Consider the following 25101-nt stretch of genomic DNA (forward strand, 5'->3'; position numbering starts at 1 on the left):
CTTGGTCGTTGATCTCGCGATGAATAGTAGGGGTATTGGCGGGAAAAGTCGATCTCTGAGCTTTAATTGCATTATGCTATACAAAAAAGTATAACAATCTGATAACGATAATTTTTACTAGGAAATCAATACAAGGACGACCATTTGGCTGTTGCAGCGTCTATTCCCCCAAGAGTTCTGGTTATTTATGCTCACCCAGAGCCGCAAAACTCCATTGCCAATCAAGTGATGATTAAAAAAATCGAATCGCTTGATCATGTCACGGTGCACGATCTTTATGGTGCGTACCCTGATTTCTTTATCGATGTTAACTATGAACACCACTTGTTGGCAGAACACGATGTGATCGTTTTTCATCATCCCCTCTATATGTATTCCTGCCCAGCATTGCTAAAAGAGTGGATGGATCGTGTGTTAGGCAAAGGTTTTGCGTTTGGCGATGGTTGTGCATTAGAGGGTAAGTATTGGCGCAGCGTCATTACCACCGGAGGGAAAGAAGATGCGTTTAGTCCTATGGGCTACAACAAGTACCCACTTGAGCAAATTCTGCAACCGTTCGAGTTGACCGCAGCACTATGTCAAATGCACTGGATGGAACCTTTGGTGTTGTACTGGTCGCGTAATGTCTCGGATATCGAACGTTATCAGCATGCAGAGCAGTATCGTCAGTGGCTCAATCATCCCCTGAGAGAGTGGGGAGAGCAAGGAGGTCAACATGGCGATGACCAGTGAGTTTCTTCAAAGTAGCGTCGTTTTTCTTTCTGCCGCCGTTGTTGCCGTACCGATTGCTCAGCGACTTGGTTTGGGATCGGTACTCGGTTACCTGATTGCAGGTGTTTTAATTGGCCCTTGGGGGCTGGGGTTGATCAGCGATGTGGATGCGATTCTCCATTTTGCTGAGCTCGGGGTTGTGTTGCTGCTGTTCTTAATTGGCTTGGAACTGAACCCCAAAAATTATGGCAAATGCGTGGGCCGATACTCGGCTTAGGTGGCGCTCAAGTCATCGTGACCACGGCAGTAATCGGCAGTATCGTCAGCTTGTTTGGATTGAGCATGCAAGTCAGCCTCGTCATTGGTATGGGTTTGGCGCTCTCGTCGACGGCAATTGCACTCAAAGTGATAGAAGAGCAGGGGCAAGCTGGCACGGAAACCGGACAGTCTGGCTTTGCAGTACTGTTGTTCCAAGACATTGCGGTCATCCCTATGCTCGCTATGCTGCCATTACTTGCTGGTGGGCAAGGTGGTGGCGATTGGTTAGATGCCATTTGGGTACTAGGTAGTGTGGCAGCGTTATTGGTGGGCGGGCATTTCCTTTTACGTCCTCTGTTCCGTTTTGTTGTGATGAGTGGCGTGCGTGAACTCTTCACCGTTGCCGCCCTCCTAGTCGTACTTGGCATTTCTGTTGCGATGCAAAAACTGGGGCTATCGATGGCACTCGGTACTTTCTTAGCGGGCGTGCTGCTAGCAGAAAGTGAATACCGTCATGAGCTAGAAATCGCGATTGAACCTTTTAAAGGTCTGCTGCTTGGCTTGTTCTTTATTGCTGTTGGTATGGCGGTGAATTTGGGCTTATTAGCACTCCAACCGTTCGCGATAATTAGTGCCGTGATTGCCCTTGTTGTAGTCAAAGGTTTAGTTCTGTATGTCTTGGCTCGCACTGCTCGAGTCCGTGCTAAATCACGTAGTCGTATGGCGGCGATTTTGAGCCAAGGTGGTGAGTTTGCGTTTGTGATTTTCACCGCTGCAAGCCAAGAAGGTATTTTAACCAAAGAGCAAGTTTCCTTCTTACTGGTCGTGGTGAGTTTGTCTATGGTGACGACACCACTGCTGCTCATGGGACAGAAAAAATGGTTTGCTCATACGCTGAACCAAGAAGAAGAGAGCGTGGCCAGCAATGTTGTTGATCGTCGACCACGAGTGATCATCGCAGGCTTTGGTCGTTTTGGTCAGATTGTCGGACGCTTGATGTACGCCAACAAGATCAAAGTAACGGTACTAGAAAGTGACGCGAGCCAAATCCACTTGCTGCGTAAATACGGCTATAAGGTGTTTTATGGTGATGCGACTCAAATTGATTTGTTACGTGCCGCAGGTGCAGACAAGGCGGAAGCGCTGGTTATCTGTACCGACTCACCCGATGAGGTCATGGCGATTGTCGACATTTGCCGTGAATACTTCCCGAAATTAAAAATCCTCGCCCGTGCTCGCAGCCGTGTGGAAGCGTATCAGCTGATGAATCACGGCGTGCAGAACTACTCGCGTGAAACCTTTTTAGGCGCCTTAGATCTAGGTCGCCAAGCGCTCGTAGAATTAGGCATGCACCCGTATCAAGCAAAGCGGGCAGAAGCACATTTTCGTAAGTTAGATAATGCTATGCTCAAGGACTTGTTACCTCAGCACAATGAGGACAAAGAACTTGCTCAACGCTCGAAAGAAGCACGTAAAGAACTAGAAGAAATCTTTGGTCGCGAAATGGAAAGCGACCAACAGTCGCCAAATCATTGGAAGTAGTACCCGCGCAGCATCAAGCGGGAAAAGGAATAAAAGTGAAAGCCAAGAAACGTTTTATCGCGGGTGCAAGCTGCCCGAAATGCAGCCAGCAGGATACCCTGCGCTGGTGGATCGAGAACAACATCGAACTGGTTGAGTGTGTTGACTGTGATTTTACCGAGCAGCGTAAACCGCAATCTGTAGAAAAAAATAAACACTCAGAACAAGAAATGATTGGGATTTTTAAGCCTGAGTAATTGAACTTCGTTAATTGATCCCCATAATACTACCATCTCGGTACTTAACCCCATTCTGGTTAGGTCAATTAATCTCCCTGGAGTTAGTATGAAAATTGAAAAGAACGTTGTTGCAAGCCTTGCATACAAAGTAATGTTGGAAGACGGTGTTGTTGTTGATCAATCAACAGCTGACGCGCCTCTTGATTACCTACACGGTCACAACAACCTGATCACTGGTCTTGAAAACGAACTAGAAGGCAAAGTGGCTGGCGACAAGTTCTCAGTAACAGTAGCTCCTGAAGATGCGTACGGCGACCACAACGATGCACTAGTGCAACGTGTTCCTGCAGACGTATTCCAAGGCGTTGACCAAATCGAAGTTGGCATGCGTTTCCTAGCAGATACTGACCAAGGTCCAATCCCTGTAGAAGTAACTGAAGTAGACGGCGACGAAGTTGTTGTAGATGGCAACCACATGCTAGCTGGCCAAACTCTAACTTTCGAAGTAGAAGTTATGGCTACTCGTGAAGCAACAGCTGAAGAGATCGAGCACGGTCACATCCACCAAGGTGGTGGCTGCTGCGGCGGTGACGACAAAGAAGGCGGCTGCTGTGGTGGCGAAGAGAAAGGCGACGACCACGAATGTTGTGGCGGCGGCGGTTGCGGTTCTCACTAATCGCACGCTCTTCACTAGATAACCTAATCTAGAAAAGCTTTGAAAAGCGCAAGTTGAGGTTTCAACTTGCGCTTTTTGTTTATCTAGGGTGTAGTGCAAATCATACAAGGAATAACAGTTGGACAAAGTGATGACGAAACCCTTCTCGATTGCGATTCATGGTGGTGCGGGCACTATCTTACGTGAACAGATGAGTGATGAACTGCAGCAATCCATCTTGGCGGATTTAGAGGCTGCGGTAAAAGCGGGCCATCAAATTCTAGAAAAAGGCGGCGAAGCGTTGGATGCTGTGGTTGCTGCGGTTAAGGTTCTTGAAGACTCCCCTAATTTCAATGCAGGCAAAGGCTCGGTTCTTACTCATAACGAAATGGTAGAAATGGACGCCTCCGTAATGGATGGTAGAAACCAAGCGGCAGGTGCTGTTGCCGGTGTTCGTCATATTAAGAACCCCATTGAGCTCGCTCGTGATGTAATGAAAAACAGCAACCATGTGCTGTTAGTCGGCGAGGGCGCTGAGAAATTTGCTTTCGAACAAGGTCATGAGTACACCGAGCAAGATTACTTCTTCACTGATCGTCGCTATGAACAACTGATTTCTATGCGTGAGAAAGGCTTGTTTGCTCTTTCCGAGTCCCGTTACCCAGATGATCGTAAACACGGTACCGTCGGCGCTGTGGCATTGGATCAACACGGTAACTTAGCCGCAGCAACCAGCACTGGTGGTGTGACCAACAAGAAATACGGACGAGTGGGAGATTCCGCTCTGATTGGTTGCGGCACGGTGGCAGAGAATGGCGTTGTTGCGGTTTCCACTACAGGTGTCGGCGAGTTCTTTATCCGTAAACGAGTGGCGGAAGATGTCGCAGCACGCATGCGCTATTTGCAAGAAAACGTCCACACTGCTTGTGAACATATCATCCAAGGTGAACTTAAAGAGATGGGCGGAGAGGGCGGTCTAATTGCCATTGATACACAAGGTGAGTTGCACTTTGCGATGAACAGTTCTGGTATGTACCGAGCAGGGATCAACACTCAAGGTGAGTTGAGCGTAAACATTTACTCGGACGAGTAGCGATTCGCTTTCTTAAAGACAACAAAGCCCAGATAAGAGTCTGGGCTTTGTGTTATTTACTGCACTGGGATTCGGAAGAATCAGTAGTGCGGTGGCGGTGTTTCTTCTGATGGATCGGCCAAATTCGACGAATCCATATTCTTCACTTTACCTACCACGTATTTCATCTGATCGAGCATCTTGGTGATTTGCAGTTGCTGCTGTGACAAGGCACCGTTCAGATCTTCAATCGTCTGTTCTTGGAACGCAAGCTGACACTCTAAGTCATTAATGCGAGCTTCCAATTGCTGAATAAGTTTTTCTGTCATGATCCGTTCTCTAGCTGCCAAGCTTGGGCAATGCCCGCAGAAGTGGCAGTAATTATACGTTGCTTGGAATCAAAGGCTGCATCATACACGACCGCACGAGGAGGGCGAGTATCTTTTTTCGGCTCGACTTCAAATCGATCCACTCGTTTACCCGTGTGAGTATCCCATACCATCACGCGCCCTGAAGGCGTTCCTGTAACTAATAAGCTGCCATCGTCTGAGAATCGTGCTGTCGAGAAGATTAATTGACGAGACCAACTGCTTAGTTGCGTGACTTCTTCTCCAGTTTCTAAATCCCAAATGATGGCTTGATTACCGCCATCGGATGTCATGGCCAGTTTCCCATCACGTTGAAGCGCGACTCTGACCACGCGTTGTTCGTGTTCAAAGCTGCGCAGTACTTGGCCTGTTTCTGTATCCCACAGATACGCTTTGTAGTCGTTGCCACCTGTGAGAGCGAAGCGACCATTGGGAGATATCGCCACGGAATTGACTTTTTCTTGGTGTGCAAGGAACTCTAGCCTGCGACCAGTGACTAAGTTGACGTGAATCGCTTTACCGTTGGACAAGCCAAGCAACACTTGTTCTCCGTTACTGGTGATATCAACGTCTCGAATCAGCGCGTCATCGATAGACCAAAGTCCTTCGGCTTGAGTCCATCCGAGATCCCATACAGCGAAGTTCATTTGGCTCGCAGTGACTGCATAACGACCATTGTCCGAAATGCGAATATGGGAGACCACATTGGCGGCTTGATCGAGTTCACCCAGCTTTGCGAGTTGTTTGTTTTGCTCTAAATCCCAAAGAACCAACTGGTGCTCTTTGGAGTACAGCAGTGCGAATCGGCCATCTCGACTGAGCGCAAAGCTGGTGGAACCTTGTGGTTCGAGTGACCAACGTTGAACATCGCGATCGGTAAAAAAGCATCCATTTAACGTGGTGATGACAATTAAATATAGGAATAAATGAGAAATTCTTTGCATCACATCTAATAATCCGGTTTGTGTCTTAAGACATATAGCTAGTATATTGGTATAACGATTGTCTTCACTAGTCTCATAGAAGATTTGTGCACAACAACCAGTGGCTAAGCCATTATTGGGAGAATTTAATGAAATCAGTTTTAAAAGTGTCGCTACTTGCTGCAACAGTAATGCTAGCGGTAGGTTGTCAAAAAGAAGAAACAAAACCAGAAGCAGCACCTCAAGCAGAACAAGTTCAAGCAGAAACTGGTAAAGCAGTTCACTTTAAAAACGACGATGACAAAGCGGCTTACGCGATCGGTGTTTCATTTGCTAACTACCTAAGCACTAGCATTGAGAAACCAAGCGAGATTGGCATCGACCTAAACAAAGACCTAGTTCTTAAAGGTATCGAAGACGTATTTAAAGACAAAGCAGCGCTAAACGAAGAAGAAACTCGTGCAGCTCTAGAATCTCTAGACAAGCGCGTTGCTGAAACTATGCAAAAGCAAGCGGCTGAAAAAGCAGCTGAAGCGAAGAAAGCTGGCGATGACTTCCGTGCAGAGTTCGAGAAACAAGAAGGCGTAGTGAAGACAGATTCTGGTCTTCTATACCAAGTTGAGACTCCAGCTGAAGGCGAGAAGCCAAAAGACACTGATACTGTTCAAGTACACTACAAGGGTACTCTGATCGACGGTACTCAATTCGACAGCTCATACGATCGTGGCGAACCAGCAACATTCCCACTAAACCGCGTAATCCCAGGTTGGACTGAAGGTGTTCAGCTAATGCCTGTGGGTTCTAAGTTCAAATTCGTTATCCCGCCAGAGCTAGCATACGGTGATCAAGACACACCAAGCATCCCAGCTAACTCAACGCTAGTATTCGAAGTTGAGCTGCTAAAAATTGAGAACGACAACGCTGCTCAATAATTACAGTTAGCGATAACTTGATGAAAAAAGGTCCGTTTTACGGACCTTTTTTGTTCTAGGTCACTAGTTGGTGAGTTTGCTAGGTTGCCTTTCAAATTTTCTGATAAACTTACACCAATTTGTTGATTTTTCGCTCGAAGGCTTATGACAACTACAGAAACAATAAATGCGGAAATGTTGCTCGAAATGGAATCTGTCAACGTGATGCCATTTACCGAGCACGATAAAATCATCTTGAGATCTTACGAAGCGGTCGTGGACGGCATTGCCAGTCTGATCGGTCCTTTCTGTGAAATCGTTCTTCACTCACTCGAAGATCTCAATACCTCTGCAATCAAAATCGCTAACGGCGAGAACACTGGTCGTCAGGTGGGCTCTCCTATCACAGATTTAGCGCTTAAGATGTTGAAAGACATCGAAGGCTCTGAGCGTAACTTCTCGCGTTCGTACTTTACCCGCGCAAAAGGCGGCGTATTAATGAAGTCGATCACCGTTGCTATTCGTAACGGCGAAAACCGCGTGATTGGTCTGCTTTGTATCAACGTCAACCTTGATGCGCCTTTCTCTCAAGTGCTGCAATCGTTCATGCCAACGCAAGAAGCGAAAGAAGCGGCGTCTTCTGTTAACTTCGCAAGTGATGTTGAAGAGCTCGTAGACCAAACGGTTGAGCGCACGATTGAAGAGATCAACGCCGATAAATCGGTATCGAACAACACCAAAAACCGTCAGATCGTGATGGAGTTGTACGACAAAGGTATCTTCGATATCAAAGACGCTATCAACCGCGTCGCAGACCGTCTGAACATTTCTAAACACACCGTTTACCTATACATTCGTCAGCGTAAAACTGAGGACGAATAAGCGTGAGTGGATTAACTTACACGCTGGTCGTGAACGGCCCAGTTTACGGCAGTCAATCGGCACGCAGCGCATACCAATTCGCAAAAGCGGTAATTGAACAAGGACATACTCTGGTGAGTGTGTTCTTTTACCAAGATGGCGTCACCAATGGTACGGTTCTGAGCGTGCCTGCCAACGACGAGTTTGACCTAACCAAAGCATGGCAATCACTCGCACAGCAACACGATGTTCGTTTGGAAACGTGCGTGGCAGCGGCATTACGTCGCGGCATCATCAGCGAAGATGAAGCGAATCAACATGGTCTTGAGCAGAACAACCTAGCTACAGGGTTCGAGCAGGCCGGTTTGGGGAGCTTAGCCGAAGCCATGTTAACCCAAGATAGAGTGGTGCAGTTTTGAGTCAGCTAACTTACCTATTTCGTAGCGCACCTCATGGTAGCAATGCAGGACGTGAAGGTGTGGATGCACTGCTAGCGGCATCTGCGTACTGTGAAGACATCACCGTTCTATTTGTTGGCGATGGTGTGTATCAGTTACTGCTTGGACAAGAGCCTAACGGCATCTTAAGCAAAGACTACGCACCAATGCTCAAGCTGTTCGACTTGTACGACATTGAGCAAGTGTTTGTTTGTACCGATTCGCTTGCCGAGCGTGGCTTGGTTCAAGCCGATTTAGTCATTGATGCAGAGGCTCTAAATACTGAGCAACTAAAAGCTAAACTGCAACAAGCGGGTAAACTGCTGTCATTCTGAGGAAGCCATGTTACATATCATCAAATCCGTAGCTGCATTAGACGATGCAATGGCACTGTACAGTGAGCAAGATGATGTCTTGTTGATTGAAGATGCCGTGTACGCTGCGAACCCTCAGCATAAGGCGTTCAGCAAGGTAAAAGGTCCATCAGTGTTTGCGCTACAAAGCGATATTGAAGCCCGTGGTATGAGCAATCGTATCAGCCCATCTATTGAGGTGATTGGCTATGCTGGCTTTGTTGAACTAACAGCAAAACAAGCCAAATCTCTGACTTGGGATTAACCCTTCTTTCCTGTCGATTGAGCTTTACGGACTAATTACCCTAATTGAACAAAAAAGATCCGTATATTTCTTGACACACCTCTCACTGCTGCATAGAATTTTGCGTCCCTAACTGCCAACCGCTGTTAGGGATAGATTTTTCACAAAGCTTACTTTCAAGTAAATCAGGAGCTAGTTAATGGCAACTATTAACCAGTTGGTACGTAAGCCACGTGCAAAGCAAGTTGTTAAAAGCAACGTGCCTGCACTAGAAGCGTGCCCACAAAAACGTGGTGTATGTACTCGTGTTTACACTACTACACCTAAAAAACCTAACTCAGCACTTCGTAAAGTTTGTCGTGTACGTCTGACAAACGGCTTCGAAGTTACATCGTACATCGGCGGTGAAGGTCACAACCTTCAAGAGCACAGTGTTGTACTAATCCGTGGCGGTCGTGTAAAAGACCTTCCGGGTGTACGTTACCACACTGTTCGCGGTGCACTTGACTGTGCTGGCGTTAACGACCGTAAACAAGGTCGTTCTAAGTACGGTGTGAAGCGTCCTAAGTCTTAATGGATTCCGTTAAGTAAGGCCAAACACTAAATTATTTTTAATTTTTTGAAAAAACTGAAAAGTTTTGGATAAAACCTGAAGAAGACAACGGAGAAAATCCATGCCACGTCGTCGCGTCATTGGTCAGCGTAAGATCCTTCCAGATCCAAAGTTCAAATCTGAACTGCTGGCAAAATTCGTTAACATCCTAATGGTTGACGGTAAAAAATCTACTGCAGAGAAAATTGTTTACACTGCACTAGATTCTATGGCTGAAAAGTCTGGTAAAGACCACTTAGCTATTTTTGAAGAAGCTCTTGAAAATGTTCGCCCAGCGGTAGAAGTTAAATCTCGCCGTGTAGGTGGTTCAACTTACCAAGTACCTGTAGAAGTACGTCCGGTTCGCCGTAACGCACTTGCTATGCGTTGGTTGGTTGAAGCTGCGCGTAAGCGTGGTGAAAAATCTATGGCTCAACGCCTAGCTGCTGAAATGCTAGACGCGTCTGAGAACAAAGGTACTGCGGTTAAGAAACGTGAAGACGTTCACCGCATGGCTGACGCAAACAAAGCGTTCGCTCATTACCGTTGGTAATACCTTTTCAGTGCTGCAAGGTTCCTTGCAGCACTTCTTTAGTTCCTATGCATATGCTAGGAACTATTGCTATATCTAGGGGATAGCATTTTTTAGCTATAGCAATAGTCCCTATCTCTAAGTAAGAGGATTCAATCGTGGCTCGCAAAACTCCTATTGAGCGCTACCGTAACATCGGTATCTGTGCTCACGTAGATGCAGGTAAAACAACCACTACTGAACGTATTCTGTTCTACACTGGTCTGTCTCATAAAATCGGTGAAGTTCACGATGGCGCAGCAACCATGGACTGGATGGAGCAGGAGCAAGAACGTGGTATCACAATCACGTCTGCGGCGACTACTACCTTCTGGCGTGGTATGGAAGCACAATTCCAAGAGCACCGCGTTAACATCATCGACACCCCTGGACACGTTGACTTTACTATCGAAGTAGAGCGTTCTCTGCGCGTACTTGATGGTGCAGTTGTTGTGTTCTGTGGTTCATCTGGTGTTGAACCTCAGTCTGAAACTGTATGGCGTCAAGCTGACAAGTACCACGTTCCACGTATGGTATTTGTAAACAAGATGGACCGTGCAGGTGCTGACTTCCTACGCGTTGTGGACCAAATTAAAAACCGTCTTGGTGCGAATCCTGTTCCAATCCAACTGAACGTTGGTGCAGAAGATGATTTCCGTGGTGTTATCGACCTTATCAAGATGAAAATGATCAACTGGAATGAAGCCGACCAAGGCATGTCGTTCACATACGACGAAATTCCAGCAGACATGCAAGAGCTTGCTGAAGAATGGCGCAACAACCTAGTTGAAGCGGCAGCGGAAGCAACTGAAGAGCTAATGGACAAGTACCTTGAAGAAGGTGAACTGTCTGAAGCTGAGATCAAACAAGCTCTACGTACTCGTACACTAAACAACGAAATCGTACTGGCTACTTGTGGTAGTGCGTTCAAAAACAAAGGTGTTCAAGCAGTACTAGACGCAGTGATCGAATTCTTGCCGTCGCCAGTTGATGTTCCTGCAATTAAAGGCATCGACGAAAGAGAGAACGAAGTTGAGCGTCACGCAGACGACAACGAACCGTTCTCAGCACTAGCATTCAAGATCGCGACTGACCCATTCGTGGGCACGCTAACTTTCATGCGCGTTTACTCAGGTGTTGTGAACTCAGGTGATGCTGTTTACAACTCAGTAAAAGACAAGAAAGAGCGTTTCGGTCGTATCGTACAGATGCATGCGAACAAGCGTGAAGAAGTAAAAGAAGTTCGCGCTGGTGATATCGCAGCTGCTATCGGTCTGAAAGACGTTACAACAGGTGACACGCTATGTGACCAGAACCACAAAGTGATTCTAGAGCGCATGGAGTTCCCTGAACCGGTAATTCAGATCGCGGTAGAGCCTCGCTCTGTTGCCGATCAAGAGAAGATGGGGATTGCACTGGGTAAACTAGCGGCAGAAGATCCATCATTCCGCGTAAAAACGGACGACGAAACAGGTCAGACACTGATCTCTGGTATGGGTGAGCTTCACCTAGATATCATCGTTGATCGTATGAAACGTGAATTCAGCGTTGACTGTAATGTTGGTAAACCTCAGGTTGCGTACCGTGAAACAATCCGTGGCAACGCGGAAGTTGAAGGTAAATTTGTACGTCAATCTGGTGGTCGTGGTCAGTATGGTCACGTATGGATCAAACTGGAGCCATCTGAACCTGGTGAAGGTTTTGTCTTTGTTGACGAAATTGTGGGTGGTGTTGTTCCTAAGGAATACATCAACTCGGTAGCGAAAGGTATCGAAGAGCAAATGAACAGCGGTGTTCTAGCGGGTTATCCTGTATTAGATATTAAAGCCACTCTGTTTGATGGTTCTTACCACGATGTTGACTCTAACGAGATGGCGTTTAAGATCGCTGGCTCGATGGCATTCAAGAAGGGTTCATTAGAAGCACAGCCTGTTCTTCTTGAGCCAATGATGAATGTTGAAGTAACTACTCCTGAAGATTGGATGGGTGATGTTGTTGGTGACCTTAACCGCCGTCGCGGTATGATCGAAGGTATGGACGATGGTGTGGCTGGTATTAAGATCATCCGCGCTCAAGTACCACTATCTGAGATGTTTGGTTACGCAACGGACCTACGTTCTGCAACTCAAGGCCGTGCGTCTTACTCTATGGAGTTTAACGAGTACGCTGAAGTACCGAAAAACTTCGCAGATAAAATCATTGCAGACCGTGGTTACTAATTAAAACGCTTTGAGCTGAAAAAAAGTCCAGCTTTTTTTAAAGATCAATGCGTCCAAATATTGCGCTAACAGGCGTTGGCGCATAAAATAACAATTTCTGGCGCGTCGGGATCAATAATGATCACGGCGAATCATAACTAGGAAGGAACACGATTGTGTCTAAAGAAAAATTTGAACGTGTAAAACCGCACGTAAACGTTGGTACTATCGGCCACGTTGACCACGGTAAAACTACTCTAACTGCAGCTATCTGTACAACACTTGCTAAAGTATACGGCGGTGCTGCTCGTGACTTCGCATCTATCGATAACGCTCCAGAAGAGCGTGAGCGCGGTATCACAATCGCTACTTCTCACGTAGAGTACGACACTCCAACTCGCCACTACGCACACGTAGACTGTCCAGGACACGCGGATTATGTTAAAAACATGATCACTGGTGCTGCACAGATGGACGGTGGTATCCTAGTTGTTGCTGCGACAGATGGTCCAATGCCACAAACTCGTGAGCACATCCTACTAGGCCGTCAGGTTGGTATCCCATACATCATCGTATTCATGAACAAATGTGACATGGTTGACGATGAAGAGCTACTAGAACTAGTAGAAATGGAAGTTCGTGAACTTCTATCTGAGTACGATTTCCCAGGTGATGACCTACCAGTTATCCAAGGTTCAGCTCTAGGCGCACTAAACGGCGAAGAGCAATGGGAAGCTAAGATTGTTGAACTAGCAGAAGCGCTAGATTCATACATCCCTGAGCCAGAGCGTGCAGTAGATATGCCATTCCTAATGCCTATCGAAGACGTATTCTCAATCCAAGGTCGTGGTACAGTAGTAACTGGCCGTATCGAACGTGGTATCCTAAACGTAGGTGACGAAGTTGCTATCGTAGGTATCAAAGACACTACTACTACTACATGTACTGGTGTTGAAATGTTCCGTAAGCTTCTTGACGAAGGTCGCGCTGGTGAGAACGTTGGTGCACTTCTACGTGGTACTAAGCGTGATGAAGTTGAACGTGGTCAAGTACTAGCTAAGCCTGGTTCAATCACTCCACACACTAAGTTCGAGTCAGAAGTATACGTACTTTCTAAAGATGAAGGTGGTCGTCACACTCCATTCTTCAAAGGCTACCGTCCACAGTTCTACTTCCGTACAACTGACGTAACTGGTGACATCTCTCTACCAGAAGGCGTAGAAATGGTAATGCCAGGCGACAACATCCAAATGCAAGTTGAGCTAATCGCTCCAATCGCTATGGACGAAGGTCTACGTTTCGCTATCCGTGAAGGTGGCCGTACTGTAGGTGCTGGTGTTGTTGCTAAGATCTTCGACTAATTCTTACTGAATTAATCGTAATCTTGCACTCTTCTTCTTTTTGAAGAAAGCGCTAGAAAAAGGGAAGCTAAGGCTTCCCTTTTTTATACCTACTATTCCTCTTTTCAATATGGTTATAAGCCCGTCATTCTTAATCATGCTTTTTGTTCCTTAAAAACATGAGCTTAGTTCTACTCGATTTTCTCTTCTTTTTAGCTATCTGCTAAGTCACTGAAAACTGCCAAAACGGTCCAGACCGTTATAACAAAACGTTCTGTAATTCGTCTTAATACAACTGGTAACAAGAACGATTCTTGTTTATATTTCATTCCAAAGTGAAATTTAAAGGTTTTGAATATGTACGTTTGTCTTTGCCATGGTGTCTCTGACAAGAAAATTAGGAAGTTGGCGATAGATGAAGGCGTAACCGACATTAAAGGAATCAAACGATGTACTGCTCTAGGTAGCCAATGTGGCAAGTGCATCAAGCAAGCAAAAGAAATTTTAGCTGAAACGGAATACTTAACACTGAAACAAGCTAGCTAATTATTAGTTAGGGCTTTTTGACACCTTCTCATTTGCTTCTACATTTAAATGAAGCCAAAGAGGAGGGCTTTGTCATGAAAGGCGATCCAATCATAATCCAACATCTCAATAAAGTGCTCGGCAACGAGCTCGTCGCTATCAATCAATATTTCCTTCATGCTCGAATGTATAAAGACTGGGGCTTAAAGCATCTTGCTGACAAGGAGTACCACGAATCGATTGATGAAATGAAGCACGCTGATCATCTGATCGAACGTATCTTGTTTTTAGAAGGGCTACCTAACTTACAGGATCTCGGTAAGCTAATGATTGGAGAAGATACCAAAGAAATGCTTGAGTGCGACTTAAAGCTCGAGATGGCAGCGATTCCCGATTTAAAAGATGCGATTGCTTATGCTGAAGACGTTCGTGATTACGTATCTCGAGATCTTTTCCAAGAGATCTTAGAGGATGAAGAAGAGCATGTTGATTGGCTTGAGACACAACTTGGCTTGATCGAAATGTCCGGCATAGAGAATTATCTGCAAGCACAGTACGTTGACGAAGAGTGAGAAGATAACGCTGTTTTCTCATCTGAACGAAGTGATTCAAAGAGCACCTGACCTGTAAACTAGGTGCTCATCACTAATATCTGGTCTAATCTCTTTTATTATCGGCCTTTTTAAGGATATCGCTCGCAATCTAGCCTATGAAGATTGACTTCTATCCTTTAGAATTTATTCCCCCTTACCGAAAAAATAACAAAAGAGAAACGATCCATGTCTGAAGACAATCGCCAAGAAGTCACCCCAGAAGAAGAACGCCGCCAACAAGCATTGGATTACCATGCATACCCAACTCCAGGAAAAATTGCAGTAGAGTTGACTAAGCCTGCTGAAACTGCAAATGATCTTGCTCTTGCATACAGCCCTGGTGTTGCAGAGCCTGTACGTGAAATCGCACAGAACGCTGACAACGTGTATAAGTACACAGCGAAGGGCAACATGGTTGCGGTTATTTCTAACGGCACGGCTATTCTTGGTCTTGGTAACCTTGGCCCGCTAGCTTCTAAACCAGTAATGGAAGGTAAAGCGCTATTGTTCAAACGCTTTGCTGGTTTAGACTCAATTGATATCGAAGTAAAACACCGCACGATCGACGAATTTGTCGACACAGTAGCAAACATTGCTGATACATTCGGTGGTATTAACTTAGAAGATATCAAAGCACCAGATTGTTTTGAGATTGAAAAGCGTCTGATTGAACGTTGTGACGTACCAGTATTCCACGACGATCAACACGGTACAGCGATCGTAACGGCAGCAGGTATGTTGAATGCAATCGAGCTGCAAGGTAAGAAGTTAGAAGAATCAACCATCGTTTGTCTTGGTGCGGGTGCTGCGGCTGTGGCATGTATGGAGCTGTTGATCAAATGTGGCGCAATGCGCGAGAAGATCTACATGCTGGATCGTAAAGGGGTGATCCATACACGTCGTGACGACCTAAACGAATACAAACAACTATTCGCAAACAACACTGACAAGCGCACGTTAGAAGATGTTATTGAAGGTGCGGATCTGTTCTTGGGTGTATCGGGTCCAAACCTACTACCTGCAGAAGCATTGAAGCTAATGGCAGATAAACCAGTGGTGTTCGCATGTTCAAACCCAGACCCAGAAATCAAACCCGAATTGGCTCACGAAGTGCGTGATGACTTGATCATGGGTACTGGTCGTAGCGACTACCCGAACCAAGTAAACAACGTGCTTTGCTTCCCATTCATTTTCCGTGGTGCGTTAGATGTGCGTGCAAGCGAGATTAATGATGAAATGAAGCTAGCGGCAGTTGATGCGATTCGTGAATTGGCAAAAGAGCCAGTTCCAGAAGCGGTATTGAAGGCGGCAGGCGTAGACAAGCTAGAGTTTGGCTCTGACTACATCATTCCAAAGCCAATGGACCCACGTCTATTACCACGCGTAGCAAAAGCAGTAGCACAAGCTGCGGTTGATTCAGGTGTGGCGCGTATTGAAATGCCTGAAAACTACATGGCTGAGTAATTAGTAGAGTAGATGCTTCAGATAAGCAAAAGGGACGCCAGTGCGTCCCTTTTTCGTTTGGTTTGAAACTGCCCCGGTGCAGGTTCTCATCTTGACGAATTTGTAAGCAATTATTCTTCGTCAAACGCTTCGAATTCGATGCCCATTGCTGTCATCAGTGCTTTCGCTTCCGTCGGAATATCATCTGGACGGTCTTTACGAAGGTCTTCATCTGTTGGCAGTGGTTGACCTGTGTAAGCATGTAGGAACGCTTCACATAGTAGTTCACTGTTAGTCGCATGGCGTAAGTTGTTGATCTGGCGGCGAGTTCGCTCATCAGTCAGCACTTTTAAAACTTTTAGCGGGATAGAGACGGTAATTTTTTTTACTTGTTCGCTTTTTTTACCGTGCTCAGCATACGGGCTAATGTATTCGCCATTCCAGTCAGCCATTGCGCACCTTCATTAATGTAATAAGTTAGAGAAATAAATATAGGTGCTGATTTTAGCTGCATTTACTGCCATAAGCAAAGATATATAGACGTCTAGAAGTGTTGACGTCTCATTTTTAGACAAGTAAAGTGAGGTTAATAGTTAGGGAAGAGTGTTAATCAATTGAGCAATACAAGCTAGATATAGCGCATTCCCATTTAGATGTCACCACCCGTGAAAGGATACACCCATGAGCACCCGTAAGCCTGCGACCATTGCTGTACGCACTGGTATCGAGTCAGACAGTCAATATCACGCTGTTGTACCACCAATCTACCTTTCTACTAACTACGGCTTCCCTGCGTTTGGTGAAGTTCCACAATACGATTACACCCGTTCTGGTAACCCAAACCGAGGCTTATTAGAAAAAGCACTGTACGAGCTTGAATCAGGCAAAGGCGCGGTTGTCACTAACTGCGGGACTTCGGCATTGAACCTTTGGGTATCGGCGTTTCTTGGACCTGATGACTTAATTGTTGCGCCACATGATTGCTACGGCGGTACTTACCGTTTGTTCAATACTCGCGCCAACAAAGGCGACTTTAAAGTGCAGTTTGTTGACCAGTCGGATCAGCAAGCGTTGGATGCGGCGATTGCGAAAAAGCCAAAGCTTATCTTGTTAGAAACACCATCAAACCCACTCGTACGTGTTGTTGATATTGCGGCCGTGTGTGAGAAAGCAAAACAAGTCGGCGCTTTAGTCGCAGTGGACAATACCTTTTTGACACCTGTGTACCAAAAGCCTTTGGAGCTTGGTGCGGACTTTGTTATCCACTCAACAACGAAATACATTAATGGTCACTCTGACGTGATTGGTGGCGTGGTGATCACCAAGAGCGAAGAGCATGCTGAAGAATTAGCATGGTGGGGTAACTGCATTGGCGCTACGGGTACGCCATTCGACAGTTATATGACGCTCCGTGGAATTCGCACGCTGGGTGCACGAATGCGAGTCCATGAAGAAAGCTCTCAGCAAGTGTTGGCGTATCTGCAAACACAACCCTTGGTAGCGAAGATTTATCATCCTAGTCTGCCAGAGCATCCCGGTCATGACATCGCGAAAAAACAACAATCAGGCTTTGGCTCTATGCTGAGCTTTGAATTTGCCGGTTCGTTTGAGCAATTAAAAGTGTTCGTTAAAGAGCTTGATCTGTTCTCCCTTGCTGAGTCGTTAGGTGGTGTAGAAAGCTTGATTTGTCACCCTGCTTCAATGACGCATCGTGCGATGGGTGAAGAAGCTCTGGCTGAAGCGGGTGTTTCTCAACAGTTACTGCGTTTATCAGTTGGCTTAGAAGATGCGCAAGATTTGATTGCCGATCTTGAGCAAGCATTCGCGAAAGCAGCACAGTAATTGGGAGAGAAAAGGTCATGAGTGTACAACGTCAGCTGCATAAATTTGGTGGTAGCAGCTTAGCAAACCCAGAGTGTTACCAACGCGTCGTGGGGATCCTTAAAGAGTATTCATCAGAAAATGATTTAGTGGTAGTGTCCGCAGCAGGCAAAACCACTAACCGCTTGATTGAATTTTTGGAAGGGTTGGATAAAGACGGCCGCATCGCACACGAAGCGCTGCAAAGCTTACGTCAGTTCCATACAGAGTTAGTTGAAGCTTTGTTAGAAGGAGAAGTTCAAGCGCAAGTGCTTGCTTCACTTCAGGATGAATTCAGTACCTTAGCTGAGTTAACGGCTCCGCTAACAGAAGCCCAAAAAGCCGCAGTGCTAGGGCATGGTGAAGTCTGGTCTTCACGTTTGCTAGCCGCCTTGTTATCTCAGCAAGACTTGCCAGCAGTCGCTCAAGACTCACGTGCCTTTTTACGCGCAGAAGCAGGCACGCAGCCAGAAGTCGATCGTGCTCGTTCTTATGCACTTATTAAAGAAGCGTTAACTCAACATAACCATAAGCGCGTCATCATTACGGGTTTCATGGCGCAGAATAATGCAGGTGAAACCGTTCTGTTAGGTCGCAATGGTTCAGATTACTCAGCCACTGTGATTGGTGCGTTGGCGGAAGTAAATACCGTCACTATCTGGAGTGATGTCGCTGGTGTGTATAGTGCAGATCCGCGTTTGGTGTCGGATGCATGCTTGTTACCTCTGCTGCGTTTAGATGAGGCTAGTGAACTTGCTCGTTTAGCAGCCCCAGTACTGCACAGTCGCACACTTCAGCCTGTTGCTCAAAGTGCGATGGATTTGAACTTAAAGTGCAGCTATCAACCAGAATCTGGCTCAACACGTATTGAACGTGTATTAGCCTCGGGGCGTGGTGCGAAGATCATTACTTCCCTTGATGAAGTGCTACTCGTGCAACTGTCATTTGTGCATGGCCATGATTTTGAGCGAGCGCAGAAAGAAGTATTGCAAGCGTTAAAGCGCGCTCAATTAGAGCCACTAGCATTTGAAGCGCAAGAGGATCAGCAAACCTTACGTTTGGCGTACACCGCAGAGATTGCTGGCGGTGCATTGACTTATCTACAAGAGCTCGCCGTTGAAGCGGAAATCAAACTGAAAGAAGGGTATTCGTTGCTAGCTGCCGTTGGCGCTGGTGTGACGAAAAACGCAAACCACTGCTTTGGTTTTTACCAACAACTTAAGCATGCGCCTGTTGAGTTTATTTCAGAGACGGAATCTGGCTTGAGCTTGGTCGCTGTACTACGCCGTGCAGAAGTCGAAGAGTTGGTACAACGCATTCATAGTCAGTTGTTTCAAGCGCAAAAGCGTGTAGCGGTGGCCTTGTGTGGTAAAGGTAACATTGGTTCAAGTTGGTTATCGCTGTTTGCAGAGCAAAAAGAAGAGCTCGAAAAACGCCATGGAATGAGCTTTGATTTAGTGGCCGTTGTAGATAGCCAGACTTACTGGTTCGATGAAAACGGTATTAATGCTGCAACGGTTGCTCAGCGCTTCGATGATGAAAGCATTGAGAATGACGGTCACTGGCTCAATAAACTGGGTGCTCTGCAAAATTACGATGAAGCGGTCGTGCTTGATGTCACGGCAAGCAAGGAGCTCGCTGCCCGTTATGTTGACATTGCACAGCAAGGTATTCACCTGATCTCTGCAAACAAAGTAGCGGGTTCAGCAGACAGCCAGTACTACCATCAAGTGCAAGATGCTTTTGCGAAGATCGGTCGTCATTGGCTTTACAACGCGACAGTGGGGGCAGGGCTACCGATAAACCATACGGTTCGAGATTTACGTGAAAGTGGCGATGATATTGTCGCACTATCAGGCATTTTCTCCGGTACGCTATCTTGGTTATTCCAACAGTTTGACGGTTCGGTACCTTTTGCGGAGCTTGTCGATTTGGCATGGCAACAAGGTTTGACTGAGCCTGATCCTCGCTCCGATTTAGATGGTTCTGATGTTATGCGCAAGCTGGTTATCTTAGCCCGTGAGTCTGGTTTAAATATTGAGCCTGAGAGCGTGAAGGTTGAGTCACTTGTTCCTGAGGAATTACGTGATTTGAGCATTGATGCTTTCTTCGACCAAGGTGATATTCTCAGCGAGATTCTTCAAGAACGTTTGACCAAGGCGCAGAGAAACGACCAAGTGCTACGTTACGTCGCGCGCCTAGAGCGTAATGGTAAAGCAACGGTGGGTGTAGAAGCGTTGTCACGTGAGCATGCATTAGCGAACTTGTTGCCGTGCGACAACATCTTTGCCATTGAGAGTAAGTGGTACAAAGACAATCCTTTGGTGATTCGCGGCCCTGGTGCGGGGCGCGAAGTAACGGCTGGTGCGATTCAATCGGACCTTAACCGTCTCGCGGGCTTGTTCTAAATCTCGCTGAAGCAATTTTTGCGAACGACAACAAAACCTCGGACTGTCTCTGGGGTTTTTTATTATTTGGATAATGCCATACTGAATCGGAAAGCGAGGCTATGAATAAGCCGCCAAGCAACTTGAACTATCCTCATTATGAACTTGAGAAAAATTCATAATCACAAGGTTGACATTAAATCACATTCAATACATTCTGTAGACATATAGACGTCTAAACGGCGATTTAAGGAATTTTGATTTCGTGGTGGAGTTGCCACAGGGAGAGTAAGATGGGATACACGCATGCAGGGCACATCGATGCCTTAAACCAGAATATCGCTGAACTATCAGACAATATCAATGTCTCATTTGAGTTTTTTCCACCAAGCAGTGAGAAGATGGAAGAAACACTGTGGAACTCAGTACACCGCCTTAAAACTCTTCAACCAAAATTTGTATCTGTTACGTACGGTGCCAACTCAGGCGAACGTGACAGAACCCACTCCATCATTAAAGAAATCAAAGCGGCGACAGGCCTTGTTGCTGCGCCACACTTAACTTGTATCGATGCATCTCGTGATGAACTCATCAACATTGCAGATGACTATTGGAATAACGGTATCAAGAACATTGTTGCCCTACGTGGTGATATTCCACCAGGTGGCGGTGCGCCAGATATGTACGCTTCGGACTTGGTAGAGTTACTTAAAGCGCGCCATGATTTCGATATTTCAGTAGCCGCTTTCCCAGAAGTTCACCCAGAAGCGAAAAGCGCTCAATCAGATCTGCTTAACCTAAAGCGTAAGGTAGATGCAGGTGCAAACCGTGCAATTACCCAATTCTTCTTCGATGTGGAGTCTTACCTACGCTTCCGTGACCGCTGTGTCGCGGCAGGAATTGATGTTGAAATTGTCCCAGGTATTTTGCCAGTTTCTAACTTCAAACAAGCCTCTCGCTTTGCGGCGCAGAACAATGTGAAAGTACCAGGCTGGATGAGTAAGCAGTTTGAAGGCCTAGATGATGACCCAGTGACGCGTCAGCTCGTTGGTGCAAGCCAAGCGATTGATATGGTTCGTGTATTAAGCCGTGAAGGTGTAAAAGATTTTCACTTCTACACATTGAACCGTGCAGAGATGACTTATGCACTTTGCCACACTCTAGGTGTTCGTCCACAAGTTGCAGTAGGCGCTTAATACGCTTTCCCTTGATAAACAAAAGGCTTGCCCATCGGCAAGCCTTTTTCGTTTCATATAAAGTGACGAATTAGCCGATCACTTCAAGTTCTGTTAGCACTTCTTCTGCCCAGTTAATCCAAGCTTCACGTAGCATTAAGTTGCGACGAAGTGTTAGACGCTCAAGACGTGCTTGTTTGTCTAGTGTTGATGGCGTCGCATAGTACGCTGCTTCGATTTCTTTGTAGTGAGAAACCAGTTTGCGAGACTCTTCTACAAGCTCAGAAAGTTGATCGCGGAACGGCGTCGCTGGTTGCACTGCGCAAGCCATTAGCTTTGCAGAGAACTCATCACGTACTGTTGGGTGTGCAGTTGGTTGATCAAACCACTCGCCCAGAGCGCTGCGACCAGCGTCAGTGATTGAGTATACCTTACGGTCTGGTTTGCCTTCTTGAGGTTCTAATACGCAAGTAACCAGTTCTTTCTCAGCCATTTTATTAAGTTCACGATAAACTTGTTGGTGGCTTGCTTTCCAGAAGTAACCGATGCTAGCTGAGAATTCTTTAGTGATGTCGTAACCGGTAGCGTCGCGAGTGCTAAGTACAGTTAAAATTACGTGTGGTAATGACATGTCTTCAATCCAAATGGTCAATAAACTTGTAAACAAGCTATCTACACTTTCAGTTGCGCTCTTATTGGCGCTTGAGTTTTTTATGTGTAAATAGCACCAACAATGTTGGTCCTGTCACCTTAAAGCCGTTTATCACCTAGAGTGATGGATGTTTCCATCGAGCTGGAGCTTATTTGATTGGACTTGTGAGCTTCCAGCAGGCAAGTAGTATATAAATAATAAGCATGAAGTGGAATAGTAGGACAAAATTACCCAAAAAAACTAATAAAATACTCAATAGTGTTTTTGTGTAGTGATTTATTTTGATTTTAAGAGACTTTTTGTTTTATTTTTGGATTAATGAGCTGGTTGCGTATTGCTCAAATAGTAGAAGTGATTGGTGATTAGTAATAAAGGCTGAGCAAGAGCTCAGCCTTTTAATGCTTTTAGCGTAGCTAAGTTAACCTGTGTTACGCATACCCGCGGCAATACCAGCAATCGTCACCATCAATGCTTCTTCTAGATTTGCAGAAGCTTCTTCTGTTTGACGAGTACGGTATAGCAACTCCGCCTGAAGCATGTTCAATGGCTCTACGTAGATGTTACGTAGGCGGATTGATTCTTGGCCCCAAGGGTCGCTTTGCATCAAGTTCTCGTTGTTCTCTACGTTCAGTACGGACTTAATATCACGTTGAAGCTGTTCACGCAGTCGGTCACCCAATGGCTGAAGTGGCGTCTCAACTAGGCGTTGATCATAGTAACGAGAGATTTCCATGTTGCACTTGGTGTACACCATCTCAAGCATGCCTAGGCGAGTTGAGAAGAATGGCCATTCACGACACATTTCTTCCAGTAGCGCCTGATGACCTTTATCTACTGAGTATTGAATTGCTTCACCAGCACCTAGCCATGCAGGTAGAACCAAGCGGTTTTGGCTCCAAGAGAAGATCCATGGAATCGCACGTAAGCTTTCTACGCCACCGTTTGGATTACGTTTTGCAGGGCGAGAGCCTAGAGGCAGTTTACCTAGCTCAAGCTCAGGTGTTGCTTGGCGGAAGTAAGGTACGAAGTCTGGCTCGCCACGAACGACGCTACGGTAGGCTTCACAGCTCACTTCAGACAGCACGTCCATTAGGTCGCGCCACTCTTGTTTAGGCTCTGGCGGTGGCAGTAGGTTAGCTTCAAGGATTGCACTCGCGTACAGGTTGAAGCTGTTAACGGCAACATCAGGTAGACCTAGTTTAAAGCGGATCATCTCACCTTGCTCTGTTACGCGCAGGCCGCCTTTCAGACTCTTAGGTGGTTGAGACAGTAGTGCTGCATGAGCAGGCGCACCACCACGACCAATCGTACCGCCACGACCGTGGAACAGTGTGAGTTCTACGCCTTCTTCTTCTGCAACCTTAACCAGTGAATCCATCGCGTGGTATTGCGCCCAACCTGCTGACATTACGCCTGCATCTTTTGCAGAGTCAGAGTAGCCGATCATCACCATTTGGTGGTTTTGGATAAAGCCGCGGTATAGGTCGATGCCCATCAGTTGTTTGATTACCGCTTCTGCATTGTTCAAATCGTCTAGGGTTTCGAACAGAGGACATACGTCCATGCGGTAAGGGCAACCTGCTTCTTGCAGCAGCAGGTGCACAGCAAGTACGTCAGAAGCGGTACGTGCCATTGAGATAACGTAAGCACCAAACGCTTCGCGAGGTTGCGCAGCAACAATCTTACAGGTATCCAAAACCTCTTTAACTGGTTCTGATGGTTCCCAGTCACGAGGTAGAAGAGGGCGCTTAGATGCAAGTTCGTTGGTTAGGAAAGCTACCTTATCTTGCTCGCTCCACTGCTCGTAGTCACCAATACCTAGGTAACGAGTCAGTTCAGATAGAACGTCGGCATGACGAGTACTTTCTTGACGGATATCGAGACGAACTAGGTGAATACCAAACGCTTTAACACGGCGTAGCGTATCCAGCAGTGAACCGTTGGCAATTACGCCCATGCCACATTCGTTTAGTGATTGGTAACACGCGTAGAGTGGTTCCCAAAGCTGCTCTACTTTTTGCAGCGGCGCTTTGACTGCCAGTTTCTGGCCATGAACTTTCGCGTCTAGAATGTCTTTCGTTTCGTTCAATAGTGAACGAAGCTGTTTTAGGATCGCACGGTATGGTTCGTGTTGATCATCACCGGCAAGCTCACGAACTTTGTCGTTGCACACTGTCATTGACAGTTCGCTGATCAGTTCGTTGATGTCATTGAGGTATAGGTCTGCCGCTTTCCAGCGAGACAGAAGCAGTACTTCACGAGTCACGCTGTGGGTTACAAATGGGTTACCGTCACGGTCACCACCCATCCAAGATGAGAAGTGCACAGGGCGGGCATCAATTGGTAGACCTTCGCCAAGGTAAGATTTCAGGCGGTCGTTCATTTCACGTAGGAAGTCAGGTACGGCTTCCCATAGTGAGTTCTCTACAACCGCAAAGCCCCACTTGGCTTCATCAAGAGGCGTTGGACGCTGCTGACGGATAACGTCAGAGTGCCAGCTTTGAACGATAAGTTGCTCAAGGCGACGTTCAGTTTTTTTACGCTCTTTGAAAGAGAGATCGCTCAGCTCTAGCTTAGATAAACACTCGTTGATCTTCACCAGCTTGTTGATCATGGTGCGACGAGTGATTTCGGTTGGGTGCGCAGTTAGAACCAATTCAATGTTCAGGTCGCGAACCGCTTGCGCCGTGTCTAGCTTGCTCACATCATTTTGCACTAGCTTTGAGAACAGCGAGTTAATTGCGTCAGGTTCGCAGATGTGCTCTTCACAATGGCGTGAAATGGTGTGGTATTGCTCAGCAATATTGGTCAGGTTTAGAAATTGGTTGAACGCACGGGTCACGGGCGTTAATTGCTCATCTGGTAGGCTTTTAATTTCTTCTATTAAGCTGTCTCTGTCAGCATTATTCCCAGCTTGAGCCGATTTGGATAATTTACGAATGGTTTCCACTTTCTCGAAGATTTCTTCGCCATGAGCATCACGAATTGTGTTACCCAGAAGGTGGCCCAACATGCGCACATTACTTTTGAGTGCGGCGTATTTCTCGTTCATTGTCATCCTGCCTCGTAAAAAAACTACATCCATTGTCCTTGTTAAGACTCCAATCTAGCGAAAACCACCAGTTCTAGTCAAATAAAGCAGAGTAAGTTTGCAATTATTCCACTGCTCTCCTGATTTAGAGCAAAATTAGGTCAGCTTATACAGCTTGAAG

Annotated in this window: 24 protein-coding genes and 1 pseudogene; 20 read left to right on the forward strand and 5 right to left on the reverse strand. The window is 46.3% G+C overall.

The features are described 5' to 3' along the window. The first annotated feature begins 144 nt into the window (after positions 1-144). From kefG to KJB05_RS01760, 5 genes and pseudogenes are all read left to right on the forward strand, one after another. The gene (gene kefG, locus KJB05_RS01740; RefSeq protein WP_005438364.1) at positions 145-732 is read left to right on the forward strand and encodes a glutathione-regulated potassium-efflux system ancillary protein KefG; all 588 of its coding nucleotides are present in this window, start codon (positions 145-147) and stop codon (positions 730-732) included. Further along, a pseudogene (kefB, locus tag KJB05_RS01745) lies at positions 716-2511 on the forward strand (glutathione-regulated potassium-efflux system protein KefB). Before kefG ends, kefB begins: the two are co-directional and overlap by 17 nt. Before the next feature lie 35 nt (positions 2512-2546). Continuing rightward, positions 2547-2747, forward strand: a complete 201-nt coding sequence (locus KJB05_RS01750; RefSeq protein WP_033005797.1) for a YheV family putative zinc ribbon protein — start codon at positions 2547-2549, stop codon at positions 2745-2747. Positions 2748-2835: 88 nt separating this feature from the next. After that, on the forward strand, positions 2836-3405 hold the full coding sequence (gene slyD, locus KJB05_RS01755; protein ID WP_005438368.1) for a peptidylprolyl isomerase: 570 nt from the start codon (positions 2836-2838) through the stop codon (positions 3403-3405). 130 nt (positions 3406-3535) lie between these two features. Beyond that, entirely contained in the window at positions 3536-4477 is a 942-nt protein-coding gene (locus KJB05_RS01760; RefSeq protein ID WP_208445939.1) for an isoaspartyl peptidase/L-asparaginase, read from the forward strand. Positions 4478-4557: 80 nt separating this feature from the next. Here the strand turns inward: KJB05_RS01760 and KJB05_RS01765 are convergent, their stop codons facing one another. After that, positions 4558-4785, reverse strand: a complete 228-nt coding sequence (locus KJB05_RS01765; RefSeq protein ID WP_005438375.1) for a SlyX family protein — start codon at positions 4783-4785, stop codon at positions 4558-4560. Beyond that, entirely contained in the window at positions 4782-5768 is a 987-nt protein-coding gene (locus tag KJB05_RS01770) for a PQQ-binding-like beta-propeller repeat protein (protein ID WP_199483432.1), read from the reverse strand. The genes KJB05_RS01765 and KJB05_RS01770 overlap by 4 nt, the downstream gene beginning before the upstream one ends. Positions 5769-5896: 128 nt before the next feature. On the opposite strand from KJB05_RS01770, the gene fkpA reads away from it, so the two are divergent. The 12 genes from fkpA (at position 5897) to KJB05_RS01830 (ending at position 15836) form a co-directional block, all read left to right on the forward strand. After that, positions 5897-6679 carry an FKBP-type peptidyl-prolyl cis-trans isomerase gene (gene fkpA, locus KJB05_RS01775; protein ID WP_009705500.1) on the forward strand — a complete coding sequence of 261 codons (783 nt, stop codon included), beginning with the start codon at positions 5897-5899 and terminating at the stop codon, positions 6677-6679. Between the two features lie 144 nt (positions 6680-6823). After that, positions 6824-7540 (forward strand): transcriptional regulator, encoded by a 717-nt coding sequence (locus KJB05_RS01780; protein ID WP_005438378.1) that lies wholly within the window; start codon positions 6824-6826, stop codon positions 7538-7540. Positions 7541-7542: 2 nt separating this feature from the next. Then, positions 7543-7938 (forward strand): sulfurtransferase complex subunit TusD, encoded by a 396-nt coding sequence (tusD, locus tag KJB05_RS01785; RefSeq protein WP_208445940.1) that lies wholly within the window; start codon positions 7543-7545, stop codon positions 7936-7938. Continuing rightward, positions 7935-8291, forward strand: a complete 357-nt coding sequence (gene tusC, locus KJB05_RS01790) for a sulfurtransferase complex subunit TusC (RefSeq protein ID WP_208445941.1) — start codon at positions 7935-7937, stop codon at positions 8289-8291. Before tusD ends, tusC begins: the two co-directional genes overlap by 4 nt. 7 nt (positions 8292-8298) lie before the next feature. Further along, a complete protein-coding gene (gene tusB, locus KJB05_RS01795) occupies positions 8299-8574 on the forward strand; it encodes a sulfurtransferase complex subunit TusB (RefSeq protein WP_005438388.1) in 276 nt (91 codons plus the stop codon). Positions 8575-8752: 178 nt separating this feature from the next. Further along, positions 8753-9127, forward strand: a complete 375-nt coding sequence (gene rpsL, locus KJB05_RS01800; protein ID WP_004399892.1) for a 30S ribosomal protein S12 — start codon at positions 8753-8755, stop codon at positions 9125-9127. A gap of 100 nt (positions 9128-9227) precedes the next feature. Beyond that, positions 9228-9698 carry a 30S ribosomal protein S7 gene (gene rpsG / locus KJB05_RS01805; protein WP_005438390.1) on the forward strand — a complete coding sequence of 157 codons (471 nt, stop codon included), beginning with the start codon at positions 9228-9230 and terminating at the stop codon, positions 9696-9698. Positions 9699-9835: 137 nt separating this feature from the next. Then, positions 9836-11935 (forward strand): elongation factor G, encoded by a 2100-nt coding sequence (gene fusA, locus KJB05_RS01810; RefSeq protein WP_005438392.1) that lies wholly within the window; start codon positions 9836-9838, stop codon positions 11933-11935. A gap of 155 nt (positions 11936-12090) precedes the next feature. Beyond that, positions 12091-13275: an elongation factor Tu gene (gene tuf / locus KJB05_RS01815; protein ID WP_005438393.1), complete on the forward strand. Its 1185-nt coding sequence runs from the start codon at positions 12091-12093 to the stop codon at positions 13273-13275. A 336-nt stretch (positions 13276-13611) separates the two neighbouring features. Next, on the forward strand, positions 13612-13800 hold the full coding sequence (locus KJB05_RS01820) for a bacterioferritin-associated ferredoxin (protein WP_005451472.1): 189 nt from the start codon (positions 13612-13614) through the stop codon (positions 13798-13800). Positions 13801-13874: 74 nt separating this feature from the next. Further along, positions 13875-14351, forward strand: coding sequence for a bacterioferritin (gene bfr / locus KJB05_RS01825; protein WP_005438394.1), 477 nt, complete (start codon positions 13875-13877; stop codon positions 14349-14351). Positions 14352-14558: 207 nt separating this feature from the next. Beyond that, positions 14559-15836: a malic enzyme-like NAD(P)-binding protein gene (locus tag KJB05_RS01830; protein WP_005451474.1), complete on the forward strand. Its 1278-nt coding sequence runs from the start codon at positions 14559-14561 to the stop codon at positions 15834-15836. Positions 15837-15946: 110 nt separating this feature from the next. On the opposite strand, the gene metJ is transcribed toward KJB05_RS01830, so the two are convergent. Then, positions 15947-16267, reverse strand: a complete 321-nt coding sequence (metJ, locus tag KJB05_RS01835) for a met regulon transcriptional regulator MetJ (RefSeq protein ID WP_005432736.1) — start codon at positions 16265-16267, stop codon at positions 15947-15949. 229 nt (positions 16268-16496) lie between these two features. Between metJ and KJB05_RS01840 the strand changes: the two genes are divergently transcribed. The 3 genes from KJB05_RS01840 (at position 16497) to metF (ending at position 21258) form a co-directional block, all read left to right on the forward strand. Continuing rightward, positions 16497-17657 (forward strand): O-succinylhomoserine (thiol)-lyase, encoded by a 1161-nt coding sequence (locus tag KJB05_RS01840; protein WP_208446157.1) that lies wholly within the window; start codon positions 16497-16499, stop codon positions 17655-17657. 17 nt (positions 17658-17674) lie between these two features. Next, a complete protein-coding gene (locus KJB05_RS01845; RefSeq protein WP_208446158.1) occupies positions 17675-20083 on the forward strand; it encodes a bifunctional aspartate kinase/homoserine dehydrogenase II in 2409 nt (802 codons plus the stop codon). A 272-nt stretch (positions 20084-20355) separates the two neighbouring features. Beyond that, complete coding sequence (gene metF, locus KJB05_RS01850) at positions 20356-21258, forward strand: methylenetetrahydrofolate reductase (protein ID WP_005438398.1); 903 nt, start codon at positions 20356-20358, stop codon at positions 21256-21258. Between the two features lie 70 nt (positions 21259-21328). Here metF and KJB05_RS01855 read toward each other — a convergent pair whose 3' ends face one another. Together KJB05_RS01855 and ppc are read right to left on the reverse strand one after the other, a co-directional pair. After that, positions 21329-21868: a PadR family transcriptional regulator gene (locus KJB05_RS01855; RefSeq protein ID WP_009705507.1), complete on the reverse strand. Its 540-nt coding sequence runs from the start codon at positions 21866-21868 to the stop codon at positions 21329-21331. A 439-nt stretch (positions 21869-22307) separates the two neighbouring features. Next, positions 22308-24941 (reverse strand): phosphoenolpyruvate carboxylase, encoded by a 2634-nt coding sequence (gene ppc, locus KJB05_RS01860; protein WP_009705509.1) that lies wholly within the window; start codon positions 24939-24941, stop codon positions 22308-22310. Positions 24942-25101: the final 160 nt, after the last annotated feature.

Source organism: Vibrio sp. B1ASS3, assembly GCF_905175355.1.
Taxonomy (GTDB): Bacteria; Pseudomonadota; Gammaproteobacteria; order Enterobacterales; family Vibrionaceae; genus Vibrio; species Vibrio owensii.

Bases quoted from the DNA above. Each gene is read 5' to 3' on its own strand.
- KJB05_RS01780 (WP_005438378.1), top strand. From the start codon at position 6,824: ATGACAACTACAGAAACAATAAATGCGGAAATGTTGCTCGAAATGGAA.
- KJB05_RS01830 (WP_005451474.1), top strand. From the start codon at position 14,559: ATGTCTGAAGACAATCGCCAAGAAGTCACCCCAGAAGAAGAACGCCGC.
- rpsL (WP_004399892.1), top strand. From the start codon at position 8,753: ATGGCAACTATTAACCAGTTGGTACGTAAGCCACGTGCAAAGCAAGTT.
- metJ (WP_005432736.1), bottom strand. From the start codon at position 16,267: ATGGCTGACTGGAATGGCGAATACATTAGCCCGTATGCTGAGCACGGT.
- KJB05_RS01765 (WP_005438375.1), bottom strand. From the start codon at position 4,785: ATGACAGAAAAACTTATTCAGCAATTGGAAGCTCGCATTAATGACTTA.
- KJB05_RS01770 (WP_199483432.1), bottom strand. From the start codon at position 5,768: ATGCAAAGAATTTCTCATTTATTCCTATATTTAATTGTCATCACCACG.
- metF (WP_005438398.1), top strand. From the start codon at position 20,356: ATGGGATACACGCATGCAGGGCACATCGATGCCTTAAACCAGAATATC.
- KJB05_RS01855 (WP_009705507.1), bottom strand. From the start codon at position 21,868: ATGTCATTACCACACGTAATTTTAACTGTACTTAGCACTCGCGACGCT.
- KJB05_RS01840 (WP_208446157.1), top strand. From the start codon at position 16,497: ATGAGCACCCGTAAGCCTGCGACCATTGCTGTACGCACTGGTATCGAG.
- KJB05_RS01845 (WP_208446158.1), top strand. From the start codon at position 17,675: ATGAGTGTACAACGTCAGCTGCATAAATTTGGTGGTAGCAGCTTAGCA.
- KJB05_RS01760 (WP_208445939.1), top strand. From the start codon at position 3,536: ATGACGAAACCCTTCTCGATTGCGATTCATGGTGGTGCGGGCACTATC.
- tusB (WP_005438388.1), top strand. From the start codon at position 8,299: ATGTTACATATCATCAAATCCGTAGCTGCATTAGACGATGCAATGGCA.
- ppc (WP_009705509.1), bottom strand. From the start codon at position 24,941: ATGAACGAGAAATACGCCGCACTCAAAAGTAATGTGCGCATGTTGGGC.
- bfr (WP_005438394.1), top strand. From the start codon at position 13,875: ATGAAAGGCGATCCAATCATAATCCAACATCTCAATAAAGTGCTCGGC.
- slyD (WP_005438368.1), top strand. From the start codon at position 2,836: ATGAAAATTGAAAAGAACGTTGTTGCAAGCCTTGCATACAAAGTAATG.
- KJB05_RS01820 (WP_005451472.1), top strand. From the start codon at position 13,612: ATGTACGTTTGTCTTTGCCATGGTGTCTCTGACAAGAAAATTAGGAAG.
- fkpA (WP_009705500.1), top strand. From the start codon at position 5,897: ATGAAATCAGTTTTAAAAGTGTCGCTACTTGCTGCAACAGTAATGCTA.
- rpsG (WP_005438390.1), top strand. From the start codon at position 9,228: ATGCCACGTCGTCGCGTCATTGGTCAGCGTAAGATCCTTCCAGATCCA.